Raw genomic sequence first — 16,951 nt, 5'->3', positions numbered from 1 at the left:
CGCCAAAGCCGAGGCCCCGCCGCAAACGCGGCGGGGCTCCGGCTTACGCAGGAGCGGGAGACGGGACTCGAACCCGCGACCCTTCGCCTGGAGGCTAACGCTCTACCAGCCGAGCTACTCCCGCCGCCCGCGGGCTCGCTCCGGTGCCCGTCATCCCCGCGCGGCGCGCACAAGCAGGCTCTTCCCCGCCAGCAGCGCGGCGCCGGTCGACAGCAGCGGGCGCAGGCGGCGCCCCGTGGCGCCGCGCCCCGCCAGCGCGGCCACGGCCAGCGCTCCCGCCCCCAGCAGTGCCGCCGTCGCTGCATGGGCCTCGAGCGCCTGGTACGGACTCCAGCGCCTGGCCTGCGCCCCGAAGAGGCCGCGCACCCCGCCGTCGTACTCCACCGGCGCGTACAGGTTGTTGGGAGCGTCCGCGCTCCTGGGCCGGTCGCCCCGCTGGCTGAGGAATCCCTTCCTGAGCTGCAGCAGGTCCACCAGCCGTGGGCTGACCCGCTCCGCCACGGACAGCAGCTTCCCCGCGCCGCCGACGAACGCGTCGCGCTCGTTTCCCTCCGCCGCGCGCAGGATCGCCTCCACCGCCAGCTCGGGCTGGTAGACGGGTGGAATCGGCTGCGGCGCCACGCCCATCTGCGTCTTCGCCTTCTCGAAGAGCGGCGTGTCCATGGCGGACGGCTTCACCAGCGTCACCCGCACGGCGGAGCCGGCGTGGCGCAGCTCCATGCGCAGCGAGTCCAGCCACCCCTTGAGCGCGTGCTTCGCGGCGCAGTAGGCGCCCTGGAGCGGCACCCCGCGGTCGGAGAGCACGCTCCCGATGCAGATCAGCGCGCCGCCGGTCTGCTCCAGGTGCGGAAGCGCCGCCCGGGCGCAGTGGACCTGCCCCATGAAGTCGACCTCCAGCACCCGGCGGAAGTCCTCCAGCGGCTGCTCACGGAAGGGGGCATAGGCGCTCACGGCCGCCGTGGTCACCCAGGTGTCGATGCGTCCGAACGCCTCCACCGCGCGGGCCGCGAGGGCCTCCACCTGCGCGTAGTCGGCCACGTCGGCCGGGACCGCCACGGCCTGCCCGCCGTCGCGGCGGATCGCTTCCGCCGCCGCCGCCAGGTCGAGCGTATTGCGCGCCGCGAGCACCACCCGCGCGCCACGCCGCGCCGCCTCGCGCGCCGTCGCCAGCCCGACGCCGCTGGAAGCGCCCGCCACCACCATCACCTGCTCGCCGATCGGCCTGGGCATCGCCTTCCTCCAACCTCTGGGAATCACCGCCGACGCTTTCGTGGCTCGGCGCAAAGCGCGTTCCGGGCAGGAAAGAGGGGCGGGGGACAAACTGTACTGATCGAAATTGCGGGTTTTTGTGCCTGTTTCGGAACCGTTCTCCTGCTTACTGTTCCATGGACGGGGACGACCCGCTCACGGGAACACCCTCCGCCGGGTCTCTTTCGCGTGGTGGACTCCATGAAGAGCAGCCCGCCGGACAGCACACGGCGAACCGAGCGCCGGCCCGGGATCCGTTCGCCCCGGGCGAATCTCCTCGTGGCTCGGCCGAACCCCCGCCGCGTGGCCAGGCGCGCCGTGCGCTGCGCCGTGGTATTCGCGCTGGGCGGGTGCGGCGCCGCCGGCTCGCGGCGCGGTGCCGGGATGGAGCGCCCGGCCGGCGCGGCGGCGGCCCCCCGGGCCGGCCCCGCGGATGCGGTGGTCGCTCCCCTGGCGGACTATCACCAGCACCTGATGAGCCCCGCCCTGGTCGAGCTCTGGGGCGATCCCGTCCTCCCGGCGGTCGAGCTTCCGGAGGAGCTCGCCCGGGTGCTCCGGGCCCGGGAGCGCGTGGCCGGGACCGCCGGCGCGGGGGAGGTCTACACGGAAGACGCCCAGGTGGTGCTGCTGAGCCCGTGGGAGGCCAGCTGGATCCGTGGGCAGGGCGCCGTCCGCGACCTCATATCACGCGTCCGGCCGGGCTCCCGGCTGGTCCCGAACGGCTTCGGGATCGACGGGTCGTCGGCCTGGATCGCCGCCAACGTGTTCCGGGGCGAGGGACCCTCCGCCCGCAACGTGGCCAATGTCCTCTACGTGCTGCGCCGGGAGGCGGACGGCGCCTGGCGCATCGCCGCCGAGAGCGGGAGCCTCAAGCCGCCCGCCATCACCGCGCCGGTCACCGCCGACCAGCTCATCGCGAAGCTGGACGACGCCGGGATCGCCCAGGCGGTGGTGCTCTCCGGCGCGTACGCATTCGCGAGCCCCGCGGCCCCTCCGGGCGCGGACGAGTACGCCCGGGTCCGCGCCGAGAACGACTGGACCGCGGAGCAGGTGGCGCGCTACCCGGCCCGGCTCGTCGGGTTCTGCGCGTTCAGCCCCATCCGGGAGTACGCGGTCGCGGAGCTCGAGCGCTGCGCGGGCACGCTCCACCTGCGCGGGCTCAAGCTCCATCTCGGGAACTCGGGGGTCGACGTGCGGAACCCGGCGCACGTCGAGCAGCTGCGGCGCGTGTTCCGCGCCGCGAACCGGCTTCGCCTGCCGGTCACGATCCACCTGCGCACCCCCGACCCGTCCTATGGCCGGGAGCACTCGCTGATCTTCCTCGGCCAGGTCCTCCCCGAGGCCCCGGACGTCCCCGTCCAGGTCGCGCACCTCGCGGGAACCGGCCCCGGCTACGGGCCCGACGAGGCGCTGGCGCCGCTCGCCGAGGCGATCGCGGCCGGCGATCCGCGGACGCGCAACCTCTACTTCGACCTCGCGACCAACGTGACGCCGACGATCTCCGCCGAGTCGGCCCGGCTCGTCGCGCGGCGGATCCGGCAGATCGGAACCGAGCGCATCCTCTTCGGGTCCGACCTCGACCCGGCCTCCTCGCCCCGGCAGGAGTGGGGAGCGTTCCGGGGGATGATCCCGCTGACCGACGCCGAGTTCCGCGCCATCGCGGACAACCGCATGCCCTACCTCCCCTGAGCCCCCCGGCAGGCGGGGCCGGGAGCACCGACGGCAGAAGCCCCGCCGCCTGGGAGGCGACGGGGCTTTCGCTTACCGAACGATCGGGAGACGAGTTGCCGGGCCCCGCCCAGGATTGGGAACGGCAATATCTCACGCAGAGTCAGCAGAGAACACCTGGTCCTCTGCTGACTCTGCTGCTCTGCGTGATCCAATCCTGTAGAGGGTGGGAACCGTTCGGGAGGCTCCCACGCACACCGGCCCGGCGCGCGGGAGTACCGCCACGCCTTCTGGACGTTCCGTATCCTGCAGTCTCCGAACTGGACACGTTCTCATCCTTCCTCCTGTCATTATCCGACTATACATTCGGAACCCGCAAACATCTGGAGCGACTGATTCCGATCTCCTCCATTCCTTCAGACCGGGAGGACCCGATGAAACGGACCGTTCGTACCCTCGCGCTGGCGTTTTCCGCATCGCTGCTGGCCGCATGCGCGGACCAGGTAGTGGTGCCGCCGCAGGTGCAGGGAGAGGATGCGGCCCAGGAAACCGTGCTGGGTGGAGTGCCGCGCGACGTGCCGGCGGTGAGCATCCAGCTCCCGGAGGCCCCGCGCCCCTGGGACCGCAGCCCCGCAGAGCTGGAGCGGACGCTGGCGGCACGCGTCTCCCGGGCCCACGTGGTGGGCGCAGGCGAGGGGGCGGGACGCGTGCACGCGGTCGTGGCGTTCAAGGAGCGCCGGAGCGCCCGGGCGCTGCGGACGGGCGTGCGGGCGGCGGTGTCGGCGCGGGCGGTGTCGGCGGGGCTGGAGCTGCTGCGCCGGCAGGGGGTGGAGGTGGTGGAGCTGCTGGAGCACATCGGCGCCGCGCGGGTGCGCCTCACGCCGCGGGCCGCGGCGGCGCTGGCGGACGACCCGCGGGTGGACTACGTGGAGCCGCGGCAGTACGCCTCGCTGCACGCGCAGACGACGCCGTGGGGCATCTCGGCCGTGCGCGCGCCGCAGGCCTGGCTCACCACCACCGGCGTGGGCGTTCCCGTGCTCATCGTCGACGGCGGCTACCAGGCGGGGCATCCCGACCTGCGCTCCCTCCCCATCGCCCACTGCGCGGGCGCGTACGGCGGCTGCGACGACGCAGCACCGTGGCACGGCACGCACGTGATGGGGATCATCTCCGCCCGCGACAACAAGGAAGGCGTGGTGGGCGTGGGGCCGGGGATCAACGGCCAGATGCTTTACTCGTACGGCGCCTGCGGCGACGACTGTCCGACGGACGAGGTGGCGGCGGGCATCGACTGGGGCATGGGCCTGGGCGTGAAGGTGATCAACCTGAGCCTCGGCTCCCCGTACTACGACGTCGCGATGGCGAACGCGGTGGCGCAGGCATGGGGGAGCGGGATCGTCGTGGTGGCCTCGGCGGGGAACCGGGCGGCGGGCTCGGCGCCCATGATGACCTACCCGGCGGCGCTCCCCAACGTGGTGGCCGTGTCTGGCGTGGGCCAGAACCTGGCGTTCGCCGAGGGGATCTGCGGCGGGGCGGCCTCGTCCAACTACGGCGGGCACGTGGACATCGCGGCTCCGTTCGAGGCGTACAGCACCATCGGCGTGGGGGCGTACGGCATCATGTGCGGCACGTCGATGGCCGCGCCGCACGTGACCGGGGCCGTAGCGCTGATCCAGGCGAAGAACCCCGCGTGGAGCGCCGACCGCGTGGTGAAGCAGCTCCTCGCCAGTGCGCGCCCGGCCGGGGCGGCGGGGTGGGACCCGTACTACGGCTACGGCATCCTCGACGTGGAGAAGGCGGTGGGCCCCGAGCTGGCCGACCCCCGCCCCGCCGGACCGACCGTCACCATGACCGGGCCGGCGTTCACCTACACGGGCCAGACGTACACCTGGAGCGCGTCCGCCTCGGGCGGGACCGGGTCGTACTCGTACCTGTGGCACCGCAGGATGGCCGGCAGCAACGTCTGGGTGGTCGCCACCACCGATCCCTCCCTGTCGCTGACGATGTTCAACGACCAGGACTTCGAACTGCGGGTCACGGTCGCCTCGGGAGGGAAGACGGTGGAGGCGACGCGCTCGGTGACCGTCCAGTCGCTCTGCGACGGCTGCCAGGAACCGTGAGACCGCTCCGCTGACCAGAAACGGGATCCCCGCGCCGACGATCAACCGGCTCCGCGCCGGCCGAGGCGGCGACCGGACGGCGACCTCGGGAGTACCTCGCCCGTCTCGACGGCGTGACCACGATCTCCGCTCCGCGGCGCGAACGGTGATCGGAGCGGGGTTGTCACTGTTTCCGTTACTGTGACTTAGACTTTTTTGTCACTGTCAGCAGAAGCCCCGCCGCAACTTGCGACGGGGCTTCGGCTTGGGAAGGAGCGGGAAACAGGACTCGAACCCGCGACCCTGAGCTGGGAAGGCTTTGCGCTCAAGGCAGACGAAGCAACACTCTTGACGAATACTAAGCCATAGCTTAGCGTTCAGCTTAGTCTTGGGCTAAGTACAAACCTCCTCAGGAGTGAATCGAATGGTAATGTGGCACGTGCGCGATTGGCACAGGGAACAGTTGCAGCGAACCTGGGTGAGTTGGATTCATCAGTATTGGCAGCATCTCGCCAGTGGGTCGAAGATTCAGGCACCCCGCTGGCTTCCAGCACCCGCAGATGCAGGGTTCACGTTGATCGAGATTGCGCACCCGGCAGGCCAAGCCCGCGATTGGGGATTGTCCATGGCGGACGGCAGCCGCATCCACGTCCATGAGTATGCGGACGGCCGACGCGTGGTGCACCGCGACGCGTACGACCCCAACCGTGGGTTGGGCCATACGCTGGCGCACCTGATGCAGGAGACGCCCTATGGGATCCTGGCTGTCGGGATCGGAGCGTTTCTTCTGATTACGAGCGCCTCGAACGGATGACCGCCGCTGAAGTCTTTGCTGTTCGCTCACAACTCGAGCTGTCGCAGGTACAGCTCGCTCAACTGCTCGGCGTTCATCCGCTCACTGTCTCGAAGTGGGAGCGTGGATTGTTGATGCCGACGCCTCATCAGAGCGCATTGCTTCATTCGTTTGGGCAGGCCAGTAAGGCGAAGCAACAAATTGGTACTGAGGTTTCCAATCTTCTCGTCACCGCAGGTGTTGCCGTCGCTCTATTCGCCCTTCTAAACGCTGCATTCGGCAAAGAATAACGCGGTAAATCTCTCCGGCGGGGTTTCCGGACGAAGTGGATTACGTGGATTGCAGAACTGTACGCCGAAGCCCCGCCGCGACGGATCGCGACGGGGCTTTCATAATTCAGGAGCGGGAGACGGGACTCGAACCCGCGACCCTTAGCTTGGAAGGCTAATGCTCTACCAACTGAGCTACTCCCGCTCAGGCGCGCGTGAGCACACGAAACGGCGGGTAAACCTAACGCATTCGCGGATTCTGCACAATCCGCGCTCCGCCGCCCGTTCCTCCCCGCCAGGCCTCACCGCTCGCTACGGACACCCGACGCGGGGCGCCCCCGGGTGCGCTCCTTCCGGCGAATTCCACCGGGCGAAAACCGGTTCCTTGCCTCGCGCTGGGGAGGCGGCGCCTCAGGATGTTCCTGCCGTGTCCCGGTCCGTCCGGCGACCCGAGACTTCGCGAGCGACGTCAACACCAGGTCCATCAAGCGCTTGCGTTCGCCCCGCCTGTCTGGCGCCGGGCGTGCGCTGCCGCCGGCCGCGGACGGCGAGAACGTCCCGCCGTCCGCGCAGCCGCCGCCACGACCTCCCGGGCGCGGCATCCGACCTCGAATCTCACCCAGGAGATAGACCCGTGTCCAGAACCACCATCCAGGAGTTCCGCGCCCGCCTGGCGGGGCGTGCCGAAGAGAACGCCCTGCTCCGTGCCTACCGCAGCCTTGCCCAGCGCCCCACCCTCGCGGCGGGCATGCAGCAGTACCAATGGGCCGAATGGCCGGAGCCGGGGGTGCCGGCTGCCGTTCGCACCTGAGCGGAGGCCGACGATGAGCACCGACGCCATGCGGCGGTACGTGGAGCAGGCGCTGCTCCGCCATGCCGAACGGGATGGCTGGGAGGCGCTGCGCATGGTGTCGGCGCTCGCGGCGAGGATCCACCCGGTGGGCCCGTCGGAGCTGGTGCTGCGGGCCTGCCGCGCCGCGGGCGGAGCGAGCGAGCGGGGCCACCCGGCCGCGGCATCGCTCTTCTGCCTGCACACCGCCATCCACCTGGTCGACGACCTGATCGACGAGGAGGAGCGCTTCGTCGTCGACCTCACCCCCGGGCTCCTGGCCAACCTGGCCCTGGCGCTCCAGTCGCTCGCCATCGAGGTGCTGGAAGATGCGCCGGCGGCCGTGCGCGCCGAGCTCATGCGCGCGGCCGCCATAGCGGGGCGCGAGACGGCGCGCGGGCAGGAGCTGGACGCGGCGGGGGCGGCGGACGAAGAGGCGTACTGGAAGAACGTGGAGAGCAAGACGCCCCCGCTCTTCGCGGCGGCGCTCTACATGGGCGCGCTCCTGGGCGGCGCCGCGCCCGAGGTGGGGTCGGCGCTGGCCAAGGCGGGGACGCCGCTGGGCGTGCTGGTGCAGCTGGGCGACGACCTGGGCGACGTGATGGACGCCCGGCTCCACCCCGACTGGCAGCGCCCGGGCGACAACATCGCCCTGCGCTTCGCCCTGGAGGCCGACCACCCGGAGCGCGAGCGGTTCCGCGCCCTGGCTGCCCGCATCGCCGAGCCGGGGGCGCACGCCGAGGCCCGGGAGATCCTGGTGCGCTCGGGCGCGTTCAGCTTCTGCGTGCACCACATGCTGCTGGCGGCCGGCGAGGCGCGCCGGCAGGTCCTCTCGCTCCCGCTGGCCGACCCCGCGCCCCTCCTGGAGACGATCGACCACCTGGCCGCGCCCGTCACCGGGCTGCTGGCCGAGGTGGGCGCCGCCGCCGGAGACTTGGCGGCGGCCGGGGCGTAGCGGCGCGACGAGGCACGGCGCGCCGGTCCGAAAGACCCGCGCGCCGTGCTGTCGAACGCTTTGAAAGGGGAGAGAGCTGACGGGGGGAATCGAACCCCCAACCTTCGCATTACAAGTGCGGTGCTCTGCCAATTGAGCTACGTCAGCGTCCGCGTCCCGCGCTCCGGCCGGGCATCGCCGCGATGCCGGACGTGGCGAAAGCGACCCGCAAAGATACCACTTTCCCGCCGCCGATTCCACCCTTTTTCTCGTCGCGGCCAACGCCCTTGCGGCGGTCAGATCCAGATTTCTCACGCAGAGCAGCAGAGTCAGCAGGGAACGAGGTGTTCCTCTGCTGACTCTGCTTACTCTGCGTGAGGCTTTGCCGTTGCGGGTGACGGCACGGCACCGGACCCCGCCCGCAACGCCTCGGCCCCCGCACTTCGCACCTCGCACTTCGCACTTCGCACCGCCCCTACGCCGTCACCTCCCACCGCGGCCCCTGCGGCGTGTCCTCCACGGTGACGCCGCGCTCGGCCAGCTCGGCGCGGATGGCGTCGGCGGTGGCGAAGTCCCTGGCCTTGCGGGCGGCCTGGCGCGCGGCGATCCGCTCCTCCACCCAGCCGGCCAGCGCGGAGTCCACCGCCGCCTCGCCGTCGGCCAGCGAGAGGAAGGCGAACACCGAGTCGATCCGCTCGAAGGCGTCGAGCGCCGCGTGCCGCTCCGCCTCGCTGATCGGCCGCGGGCCCAGCGCCTGGAGCCGCTGGTTCACCCCGTCCACCAGTCGGAAGAGCTCGGCGAGCGCCACGCTGGTGTTGAGGTCGGCGTCCATCGCCTCGCGGAAGCCGGCCAGCACCTCGTCCACCAGCGGGTGCAGCGCCGGCTCGTCTTCGGGCGCGGGGTCGCGCGCCGCGGGGTGCTCGCGCAGGCGGTTCCGCGCGCCGCGCACGCGCCGCACCGCCTCGGCCGCGCTCTCCAGCCCCGCGAAGGTGAAGTTCAGCTTGCTGCGGTAGTGCGCCGTCAGGAACAGGTAGCGGATCGAGGACGGCTTCACCCCGCGGTCCACCAGGTCCTGCAGGTTGAAGATGTTCCCCGTGCTCTTGGCCATCTTGTCGCCCTCGAGCAGGAGGAACTCGCCGTGCAGCCAGTAGCGCACGAACGGCTTGCCCGTGGCCCCCTCGCTCTGGGCGATCTCGTCCTCGTGGTGCGGGAAGACCAGGTCCACCCCGCCCGCGTGGATGTCGAAGGTCTCGCCCAGCTCGGCGAAGCTCATGGCCGAGCACTCGATGTGCCACCCGGGGCGCCCCGGCCCCCAGGGCGTGTCCCACACCGCGCCCACCCGCTCGTCCTCGGGCTTGGCGGCCTTCCAGAGCACGAAGTCGCGCACGTCGTCCTTGTCGTACTCGTCGGCCGCCACGCGCTCGCCGCGCCGCCCGGCCGAGACGTCCACCTTCGACAGCTTCCCGTAGTCGGGGAACTCGCTGATGTCGAAGTAGACCGAGCCCTCCTCGCGCGCCACGTACGCGAGCCCCCGCTCCTCCAGCCGGCGGATGATGTCGACCATCCCGGCGATGTGCTCGGTGGCGCGCGGGTGCGCGTCGGCGCGGCGGATGCCGAGCCGCTCGAAGTCGCGGAAGAGGTCGTCGACGAAGGGCGCGGTGTACTCGCCGAGCGGGACCCCCTCCTTCAGCGCGCCGCGGATCGTCTTGTCGTCGACGTCGGTGAGGTTCATCACGAACTTCACCCGCCAGCCCCGGTACTCCAGGTAGCGCCGCACCGTGTCGGAGAACGAGAAGGTGCGCATGTTGCCGATGTGCGGCGGCGCGTACACCGTGGGCCCGCACACGTACATCCCCACCTCCCCCTCCCGGAGCGGGACGAACTCCTCTTCCCTGCGGCTGAGCGTGTTGTAGAAGCGAAGCGCCATCGGAAGCGTCCTTTCGCGGTTCGAATGCAGTCGATTCCCGGACCGCGCGCGGCGAAGCGCCGCCGGCGCCGGGAGCGTCGGTCGTCAGGGGAGGGCCGACCTACATCGCCTGCTATTCATCGCCATCGGTCCCGAAGCCTCCGCCGGAGGAAGAAGAGTCCGCGTCGCCGCCGTCTGCGTCGTCGGCGTCCGTGTCGGGGTCGGCGTCGCCGCGCGCGCCGGAGAGCGCGGGGACGCGGGGCGGCGCGGACCCCTCGCGCCAGTACACCGTCTGGTGCGGGAAGGGGATCTCGATCCCCTCCGCGTCGAAGCGCAGCTTGATGCGGCGCCGGAGCTCGCGGGCCACGTCCCACTGCTTGAGCGGGAGCGTCTTGGCCCACACGCGCACGTTCACCGCCGACTCGCCGAAGCTCTCCACGCCGGGGACCTCCACCGGCTCCACCAGGAGGGGGCGCCACTCGGGGTCGTCCCACAGCCCGCGCCCCACCTCGCGCAGCACCGCCATCACCCGGTCGGGGTCTTCCCGGTACGCCACGCCCACGTCCAGCACCACGCGGCTCCAGGTGCGGGTGAGGTTGCTCACCTTGGTGATCTGGCCGTTGGGGACGATGTGCACCACCCCCTCCACGTCGCGCAGCACCACCACGCGCAGCGTCATCTCCTCCACCGCCCCCGAGACGCCCTCGATGCGGATCACGTCGCCCACGGCGAACTGGTTCTCGATCAGGATGAACAGCCCGGCGATCACGTCCTTCACCAGCGACTGCGACCCGAACGAGATGGCGAGGCCCACCACGCCCGCCCCGGCCAGGAGCGGCCCCAGCTCGAACCCCACCGCGCCCAGGACCATGAAGAGGAACATGATCCCGATCACCACCCGCCCGATGCTGCGGAACAGCCCCACCATGGTGCGGGCGCGCTGCTCCTGCGCGGTGAGCGCCGCCCCCGGCTGGCGGGCGAACGAGCGCTCGATGCGCCGGAGCACCAGCTTGAGCGCCCCGAAGGCGAGCACGGTGACCGCCACGGCGGCCGCGACCTTGAGCCCGATGGCCACCAGCAGCGGCAGGTCCAGCAGGTCGCGCAGCGACTCGGGCCTGCGCTGGCCCGCGGCCTGGACGGCGGCCAGCAGCGAGTCCGCCCGGATCGCGACGAGCGAGTCTACCTGGAGCGTCCTGGCGAGGAGCGAGTCGACCTGGAGCATCGGCGTGGGGCCGGGGTCCGCGGGGTCGGGGAGCCCATGGGCGCGGCCCCTCCGGAGCGCAATCCTAGGCCGCGCCCTTCGCCCGTGTCAAGCCGAATCGCCGTCCCCGCTCCGACCCGCCGCCCTCCGTCCGCCACGAAAAGAGCGCGGGCGGGGTGTCTGCCCCGCCCGCGCTCGCGCCGCGTCCGCCGACCCGATCCGCCCCCGTCCTAACGGAGGAGGCGGATCTCGCGGACCTTCCACCCGCCGCGCTCCCAGACGGTGCCGACGTACACGGTGGAGGTCTCGCGGTCGGTGACGCCGCGCGGGCGCGACACCCAGGTCAGCTCCCCGAAGCCGCTCGGGGGCTGCCCCCCGGCGATCTCGACCTGGCCGGGGCGCACGGACAGGCTCTCGCGCTCGCCGAAGAGGCGGCGGAGCGCGGCCGCGGCGTGGCGGGCCTCGACCGCCTCGGCGGGGCCGGTGCCCAGGTCCAGGACGATGCGTCCGTCGGCCGGCGCCAGCTCCACCAGCGCGCCGGCGTCGCCCTGGGCCCACAGCCGCGCCACGCCCGCCACGAAGCTCTCGAGCGGGGCGGTGCGCTGCGCCGCCAGCGGCGTACAGAGCGCGAAGAGGAGGAGCGGCAGCGTCGCCAGGACGCGGAGCGAAGTCATTCCAATCCCTCGGGTCGAACGGGTCCCGCAGTGTACTCCCCCCGCCCCCAGTCGTTCCCCCCGGCGGCGACAGATCAAAAGCCTCACGCGGGGGAAACGGAGTCAACGGAGAGCGAGAAGGGTTCTCCGTTCCCTCCGCCGACTCCGGGTGAGACATTCGAGCTCACCCCCCGGCTTCCAGCTCCTCCAGCGCCCGCGCGAGCGCCGCCGCCGGGTCCGCCGCCGCGGTCACCGAGCGCCCGAGGACGACGTAGTCCGACCCCGCCCGCGCCGCTTCGGCCGGCGTGGCGACGCGTGCCTGGTCGCCCGCGGCGTCGCCGGCCAGGCGGATGCCGGGCGTCAGCACCACGAACCCCTCCCCCGCCGCCTCGCGCACCACCGGCACCTCGTGCACCGAGGCCACCACGCCGTCCATCCCGCACCGCTCGGCAAGGCCCGCCAGCCGCGCCACCTCGTCGGCCGCGACCACCGCCTCGCGCCCCCACGCCTCCGCCAGCTCCGCCTCGGTGAGCGAGGTGAGCACCGTCACGCCCAGCAGCCGGGGGCCGGGGCCGCCGCGCGGGCCCGCCGCCTCGCGCGCCGCGCCCAGCATCGCGGCGCCGCCGGCGGCGTGCACGGTCAGCAGCTCGACGCCGAGCGCCGCCGCGCTGCGCACCGCGTGGGCGACCGTGTTGGGGATGTCGTGCAGCTTGACGTCCAGGAACACGCGGCGGCCGCGCTCGCGCAGCGCGCGCACCACCCCCGGCCCCTCGGCCGTGAAGAGCTGCAGCCCCACCTTCACGAAGTCGGCGCGCGGCCCCAGCCGCTCCACGAGCGCCAGCGCCGCGGACGCGTCGGGCACGTCCAGGGCGACGATCGGCACGGGTCTCTTCATGCGGGATTCAGAAAAGACTTATCTCACACAGAGACACAGAGAAACGGAGAACAACCAGAAGCAACGGGTTTTCTCCGTGTCTCTGTTTCTCTGTGTGAGACCATGGGGTTGTCGTTGACGTTATCGCGGAGCCTGGCCCAGCCTGCCGAGCGCGGCGCGGGCGTGGGCGACGCGCGCCTGCAGCGGAGAGGCGCGGTCCGCCTCCGAGGCGGCCTGGAGGAAGCGGGCGTACGCCGCGCGCGCGCCGGCCGCGTCGCCCTCGGCCTCCAGCACCCGGCCGAGCGCGTGCAGCCGCAGCACGTCGTACACGGGGTCGCCCGGCCAGCGCAGCTCCAGGATGCGGCGGGCGCGGCCGCGCGTGGAGGCGTCCATCCCCAGGCGCTCCACCCAGCGGAACCAGAACGGCTCCAGCACCCCGCCGGGAATGAAGCCGCCCTGCCCCAGCGCGTCCTCCACCGCGTTCAGCCCGCCCCGCGCGTCGCCCGAGAGCACCCGCGCGAACGCCTCGGCCACGGCGACCAGCGTGTCGCGCCCGTGCACGACCGGCGAGTCGGGGAGCGCCTTCAGGCGGGCGGCGGCGCGGCGCAGCGCCGGCAGGTCGGCGCGGTCGACGGCCCCGAGCGCCTCGGCGGCCGCGCGCTCCAGGGCCGTGAGCGCCAGCGCGGAGTCGCCCGCCGCGAGCGACGAGTCCGCCACCCCGGCCAGCACGGCGACGGCGGCGAGCCGCCGCATCTCCCCCTTGTCCGACGGACGCCGGGCCAGGTGGGCCTCCAGCCCGCGCCGCCCTTCCGCCGCGCGCCCGCCGGCCAGCAGCAGGTGCGCGAGCGGCCCCTCGGCCGCCTGCGCGGGGGTCCGCCGGCGCACCTCGGCCTCCACCCCGGCCGCGAGCGCGCGCCGCTCGGCGGGGGGGAGGAGCGCGGCGTCGCGGAGCAGCGGGACGAGGACGGCCCGGCGCGCCTGCGAGCCCAGGTTGGCCGAGCCGGTGGGCGAGGCCAGCGCCTCGGCGATCCCGCGCGCCAGCGCCTGGCGCTCGCCCGGCGCGCGCAGCGCCTGGAGCCCCGCGCGGTACACGCGCACCGCCGAGGAGTCGACCGAGGGCGCGCGGGAGACGATGTCGACGTACCGGGCCGCGAGCGCCGTGTCGGCCGCGCGGAACGCCACCTCCAGCGGGTGGATGAGCGCGGGCACGTACGCCGGGTCCAGCTCCAGCACGCGGTCGAAGAGCGAGAGCTGGCGCTGGGGCGGGACGTCGCTGGGCCCGGCCCGCTCGTCGCGCAGGTGGTAGAGGACGTCGGCCAGCAGGAACCACCCCTCGGGGTCGTCGGCGTAGCGCTCCACGTGCGCGGAGAGGGTGTCGGCCGCGGCGGCCTCCTGGCCCGCGCTCCTGAGCGCCTCGGCGCGCACCAGCGTCTGCTCGCGCGCGGGGAGGCGGTCCACCAGGCGCATGGCCACCCCCGAGTGGCGCGTGGCCAGCTCGCGGTTGCCCAGCCACCCGGCCGAGGCGGAGAGCCGGTAGTGCGCCAGCGCGAAGAGCGAGTCCTCGGCCACGGCGCGCCGGAACGCCGCCACCGCCGCGTCCCAGTCCGAGGCGCGGTAGTGGCGCTCGCCCTCCAGGAAGGCGCGGATGGCGCCCAGGTCGCTGCTGGTGATGGCGCCCACGTTGAGCCGCGGCAGGGGCTCGCTGCCGCGCCACACCTCGCGCAGCAGCGCTAGGCTCACCGTGTCGACCAGCGCCAGCAGGTCGCGGCTCTGTCCGTCGGCCTGCACCGAGGCCAGCCGCCGCCCGTCGATGGCGTAGAGGTCGGCGCTGATGCGCACCGAGGGGCCGGCCTGCACCACGCTCCCGGTGAGGAAAGAGCCGGCCGCCGTCTCGCGCGCCACGGCCAGCTGGTCTTCGAACGAGGGGGTGCGGCCGCGGGCGCGCTCCTGCCAGCGGCTGAGCACCAGGCGCGGGTCCACGGTGCGCAGCGTCCCCACCTCGCCCAGGTTGCGCGAGAGGAGGTCCACCATCCCCTGCTCCAGCACCTTCACCTCGGGGCCGCCCGAGGTGCTGAACGGGAGCACGGCGATGAGGTCGGCCCCCGGCGCCACCACGGCCTGGGCGGTGCGGGGCGCGCCCAGCGCCACCGCGAACGCCAGGCTGCCGGCGAGCGCCAGCGCCGCCCCGCCGAAGAGCATGGCGGGGCGGAAGCGCGCCACCAGCCGGCCCCCACGGCCGGCGCTGGGGGAGAGGACCAGCCCCTCGGTGGTGAGGTCGAAGACCCAGCCCAGCAGGAGGGCGACGGGGAAGCCCGCGAGCGCGGCCACCACCAGCACGCGCAGGAACGAGTTGGGGACCTCCAGCGCCTCGAAGACGATCTGCGCGCCCTGCAGCACGACGAACGCGGCCGCGGCGTACGCCACGGCCACGCGCACCACCCGGCGGCGCTTCAGCTCCTCGAGGAAGGTGGGACGGTCCTGCTGCTCGCTCACGACGGGCCGCGGCGGGGAAGGAAGATCGGCCCGCGCCGGTCGGGCGGGCACGCGGGGAAAAGTAAGCGGTGAATGTAGCTCGGGGGAGCGGCTCGCGGAAGTGCCTGCCGGATCACAATTTGGGACAGCTCTCACCCCGCCCTCTCCCGAACTTCAGGAGAGGGAAACACCTCGGCGCTGCGCGCGACGGCGGGGCGAGGTTTCACGTGCGTCGGCAGGCTCCGGCGCGGGGCCCTCACCCGCCGCCTGAGAGCGGCAACCCTCTCCCAACTTCGGGAGAGGGTGGACTTTACGCGGCTCGGTGCGGGAGGCGCGAGAGCGCGACGGTGCGCGTGAGGGTGCGGCGGGTGCCGGACGGGCCCACGACCCGCACGCGCATCTCGACCTCGGGTCGTGCGCGCGGCCGTCTGCCCCTGCGGGCGCGGCGCGGACGCGTACCGGACGCGCGGCGGGTCCGTCCTCAATATCCGCCGGCTGTACGCTCGGGGGGCACGCAGTCCTCCATTTCCAGGGTCGCGGCGCTCTCCGCCAGCCTGGCCCGGGCTTCCGGGGTGTCGGCCCGGGTGCGGAAGGCGACGACGAACCCCTTGTTGCCGAGGGACGCCATGTACTGCAGGTTGTAAACGGGCTTTCCCGCCAGCTGGCCCGTGAACTCCAGCCGCGCCCAGCGGGTGCCGCCCTGCTCCACCACGTCCTTCCGGATCACCTCCCCGATGTTGGGCCCCATGCTCGCGGCCATGGCATCCGCCAGCGACTCCACCGGCCCGAGCGCGGGCCCCGTCATCACCGTGATGGACGTGCCCGAATCGTCGCTGAACGCCAGCGGGGTCCACGTGGACGCGTTGGGCCGCCGGGGAATGCTGCGCGCGCGCATCCCTTCCGGCACCACCAGCGAGACGGCTCCCCCGGACGTCTCCACGCGGCGCGGGTCCGCGGGGTCCGGGTACGAGCGCATCCGTCCGCGGTCGCACACGCCGGGCGCCGCCGGCGGGGCGGGGGCCGCGGCATCATCCGGCAGCGAACAATCACGCGCCTGCAGGGTCTCGCCGCTGGCCATGAGCTGCGCCCTGCGCTGCTCGTCGCGCGCATCCGTCGTCATCCGCACGTGCACGCCCCGTCCCTGGAACGCGGTCGCGTAGTGCTGCTCGTACAGCTGGTACTCGCCGGCCATCCGGCGGGTGTAGTGGAAGCGCAGCCAGCGCGTCCCCGAGATCTGCACCGTGTCGCGGCGCAGCCACTCGATGTCGGGCGACCGCAGCTCGATGTACCGGGAGAGGAGCTCCGCGGCTCCCGGAGAGCCCGGCTCCGGCGCCCAGGCCGAGGACCAGGCGATGACGACGGTGCCCCCCGGGCCGGCAAGGACCAGGTCGTAGACCCCGTCCGGGGGGAGCGCGGTCAGCCCCGGGGGCGGCACCAGCGACACGCGGCCCCCGGCGATGGAAGCGGGCGGCGGGGTCGCGGCCAGGTGTGCGCGCAACTCCGCCTGGTCACAGGGGGGCCGCGCCGGCTGCGCGGCGGCTTCGGCGGTCCACGCGAAGGCCAGCACGGCGGCGCGCGCGGCGAGACGTCGGAACGGAGTTTTCATGGTCGTCGTCAGAATCGAGGGGGGAACATGGGAGGGACGGCGGCCGTCCACCGCGGACACCCGCACCCGGCGGCACAGCCGCACGGGCGAGGCGGGGACGCCGGCACGGCTCGTCAGCATCGGCTTCGCAGGGCGAGGCCTGCCTCGACCGGCGGGGGCAGCCCTGCGTGACAGGCGAGGCAGTGTGCCGGGCCACCTTCGCTCGGACTCGCAGGCTCGCCCCTACGGAACCCCAAAGCGCTTCGAGCGACGAACCCTGCGTGAGATGCTATGTAGGACGGGGCCGCCGCGGTTAAGCTCTCCTGGAGGTCATCACTCAACCAGGAGGAGCCGATGAGAACCGCGACGACCCCGAAAGTGGTGAGCGCTGCTGCCGAGCCGGTGCTGTGCGTGGGCTTC

13 protein-coding genes and 3 tRNA genes are annotated in these 16,951 nt (G+C 72.9%); 6 read left to right on the top strand and 10 right to left on the bottom strand.

Annotation, left to right across the window (positions count from 1 at the left end):
* Positions 1-52 precede the first annotated feature (52 nt).
* Together VF746_07735 and VF746_07730 are read right to left on the bottom strand one after the other, a co-directional pair.
* Positions 53-124 (bottom strand) — tRNA-OTHER (locus VF746_07735).
* Positions 125-150: 26 nt separating this feature from the next.
* Positions 151-1,230, bottom strand: coding sequence for an SDR family oxidoreductase (locus VF746_07730; protein HEX8692290.1), 1,080 nt, complete (start codon positions 1,228-1,230; stop codon positions 151-153).
* Positions 1,231-1,551: 321 nt separating this feature from the next.
* Here VF746_07730 and VF746_07725 point away from each other — a divergent pair, with 321 nt between their 5' ends.
* The 4 genes from VF746_07725 to VF746_07710 all read left to right on the top strand — a co-directional run bounded on the left by VF746_07725 (position 1,552) and on the right by VF746_07710 (position 6,098).
* The gene (locus tag VF746_07725; protein ID HEX8692289.1) at positions 1,552-2,937 is read left to right on the top strand and encodes an amidohydrolase family protein; all 1,386 of its coding nucleotides are present in this window, start codon (positions 1,552-1,554) and stop codon (positions 2,935-2,937) included.
* A 413-nt stretch (positions 2,938-3,350) separates the two neighbouring features.
* Entirely contained in the window at positions 3,351-5,036 is a 1,686-nt protein-coding gene (locus tag VF746_07720; protein HEX8692288.1) for a S8 family serine peptidase, read from the top strand.
* Between the two features lie 604 nt (positions 5,037-5,640).
* The gene (locus VF746_07715) at positions 5,641-5,829 is read left to right on the top strand and encodes a hypothetical protein (protein HEX8692287.1); all 189 of its coding nucleotides are present in this window, start codon (positions 5,641-5,643) and stop codon (positions 5,827-5,829) included.
* Positions 5,826-6,098, top strand: coding sequence for a helix-turn-helix domain-containing protein (locus tag VF746_07710; protein HEX8692286.1), 273 nt, complete (start codon positions 5,826-5,828; stop codon positions 6,096-6,098). The genes VF746_07715 and VF746_07710 overlap by 4 nt, the downstream gene beginning before the upstream one ends.
* A gap of 111 nt (positions 6,099-6,209) precedes the next feature.
* Here VF746_07710 and VF746_07705 read toward each other — a convergent pair.
* Positions 6,210-6,282, bottom strand: a tRNA-Gly gene (locus VF746_07705).
* 429 nt (positions 6,283-6,711) lie between these two features.
* Between VF746_07705 and VF746_07700 the strand changes: the two genes are divergently transcribed.
* Entirely contained in the window at positions 6,712-6,888 is a 177-nt protein-coding gene (locus tag VF746_07700; protein HEX8692285.1) for a hypothetical protein, read from the top strand.
* 13 nt (positions 6,889-6,901) lie between these two features.
* Positions 6,902-7,861 (top strand): polyprenyl synthetase family protein, encoded by a 960-nt coding sequence (locus VF746_07695; protein ID HEX8692284.1) that lies wholly within the window; start codon positions 6,902-6,904, stop codon positions 7,859-7,861.
* A 74-nt stretch (positions 7,862-7,935) separates the two neighbouring features.
* Here the strand turns inward: VF746_07695 and VF746_07690 are convergent.
* The 7 genes from VF746_07690 to VF746_07660 form a co-directional block, all read right to left on the bottom strand.
* Positions 7,936-8,008: transfer RNA gene (locus VF746_07690), tRNA-Thr, on the bottom strand.
* Between the two features lie 307 nt (positions 8,009-8,315).
* Positions 8,316-9,767, bottom strand: a complete 1,452-nt coding sequence (gene cysS / locus VF746_07685; GenBank protein HEX8692283.1) for a cysteine--tRNA ligase — start codon at positions 9,765-9,767, stop codon at positions 8,316-8,318.
* 112 nt (positions 9,768-9,879) lie between these two features.
* Positions 9,880-10,968 (bottom strand): mechanosensitive ion channel family protein, encoded by a 1,089-nt coding sequence (locus tag VF746_07680; GenBank protein ID HEX8692282.1) that lies wholly within the window; start codon positions 10,966-10,968, stop codon positions 9,880-9,882.
* A gap of 209 nt (positions 10,969-11,177) precedes the next feature.
* Positions 11,178-11,621 (bottom strand): hypothetical protein, encoded by a 444-nt coding sequence (locus tag VF746_07675; protein ID HEX8692281.1) that lies wholly within the window; start codon positions 11,619-11,621, stop codon positions 11,178-11,180.
* Between the two features lie 163 nt (positions 11,622-11,784).
* Positions 11,785-12,495, bottom strand: a complete 711-nt coding sequence (gene pyrF / locus VF746_07670; protein HEX8692280.1) for an orotidine-5'-phosphate decarboxylase — start codon at positions 12,493-12,495, stop codon at positions 11,785-11,787.
* Between the two features lie 120 nt (positions 12,496-12,615).
* Positions 12,616-14,967: a hypothetical protein gene (locus VF746_07665; GenBank protein HEX8692279.1), complete on the bottom strand. Its 2,352-nt coding sequence runs from the start codon at positions 14,965-14,967 to the stop codon at positions 12,616-12,618.
* A gap of 460 nt (positions 14,968-15,427) precedes the next feature.
* Positions 15,428-16,552: a hypothetical protein gene (locus tag VF746_07660; GenBank protein ID HEX8692278.1), complete on the bottom strand. Its 1,125-nt coding sequence runs from the start codon at positions 16,550-16,552 to the stop codon at positions 15,428-15,430.
* Positions 16,553-16,951: the final 399 nt, after the last annotated feature.

This window comes from Longimicrobium sp., assembly GCA_036389795.1.
Taxonomy (GTDB): Bacteria; Gemmatimonadota; Gemmatimonadetes; order Longimicrobiales; family Longimicrobiaceae; genus Longimicrobium.
The sequence above is the reverse complement of the archived record's forward strand: the minus strand, read 5'-3'. Positions and strand labels throughout refer to the sequence as shown.

Excerpts from the sequence above, each read along its gene's own strand:
- pyrF (HEX8692280.1), bottom strand. The coding sequence starts at position 12,495 with ATGAAGAGACCCGTGCCGATCGTCGCCCTGGACGTGCCCGACGCGTCC.
- VF746_07660 (HEX8692278.1), bottom strand. The coding sequence starts at position 16,552 with ATGAAAACTCCGTTCCGACGTCTCGCCGCGCGCGCCGCCGTGCTGGCC.
- VF746_07720 (HEX8692288.1), top strand. The coding sequence starts at position 3,351 with ATGAAACGGACCGTTCGTACCCTCGCGCTGGCGTTTTCCGCATCGCTG.
- VF746_07680 (HEX8692282.1), bottom strand. The coding sequence starts at position 10,968 with ATGCTCCAGGTCGACTCGCTCCTCGCCAGGACGCTCCAGGTAGACTCG.
- VF746_07675 (HEX8692281.1), bottom strand. The coding sequence starts at position 11,621 with ATGACTTCGCTCCGCGTCCTGGCGACGCTGCCGCTCCTCCTCTTCGCG.
- VF746_07695 (HEX8692284.1), top strand. The coding sequence starts at position 6,902 with ATGAGCACCGACGCCATGCGGCGGTACGTGGAGCAGGCGCTGCTCCGC.
- VF746_07715 (HEX8692287.1), top strand. The coding sequence starts at position 5,641 with ATGGCGGACGGCAGCCGCATCCACGTCCATGAGTATGCGGACGGCCGA.
- VF746_07710 (HEX8692286.1), top strand. The coding sequence starts at position 5,826 with ATGACCGCCGCTGAAGTCTTTGCTGTTCGCTCACAACTCGAGCTGTCG.
- VF746_07730 (HEX8692290.1), bottom strand. The coding sequence starts at position 1,230 with ATGCCCAGGCCGATCGGCGAGCAGGTGATGGTGGTGGCGGGCGCTTCC.
- cysS (HEX8692283.1), bottom strand. The coding sequence starts at position 9,767 with ATGGCGCTTCGCTTCTACAACACGCTCAGCCGCAGGGAAGAGGAGTTC.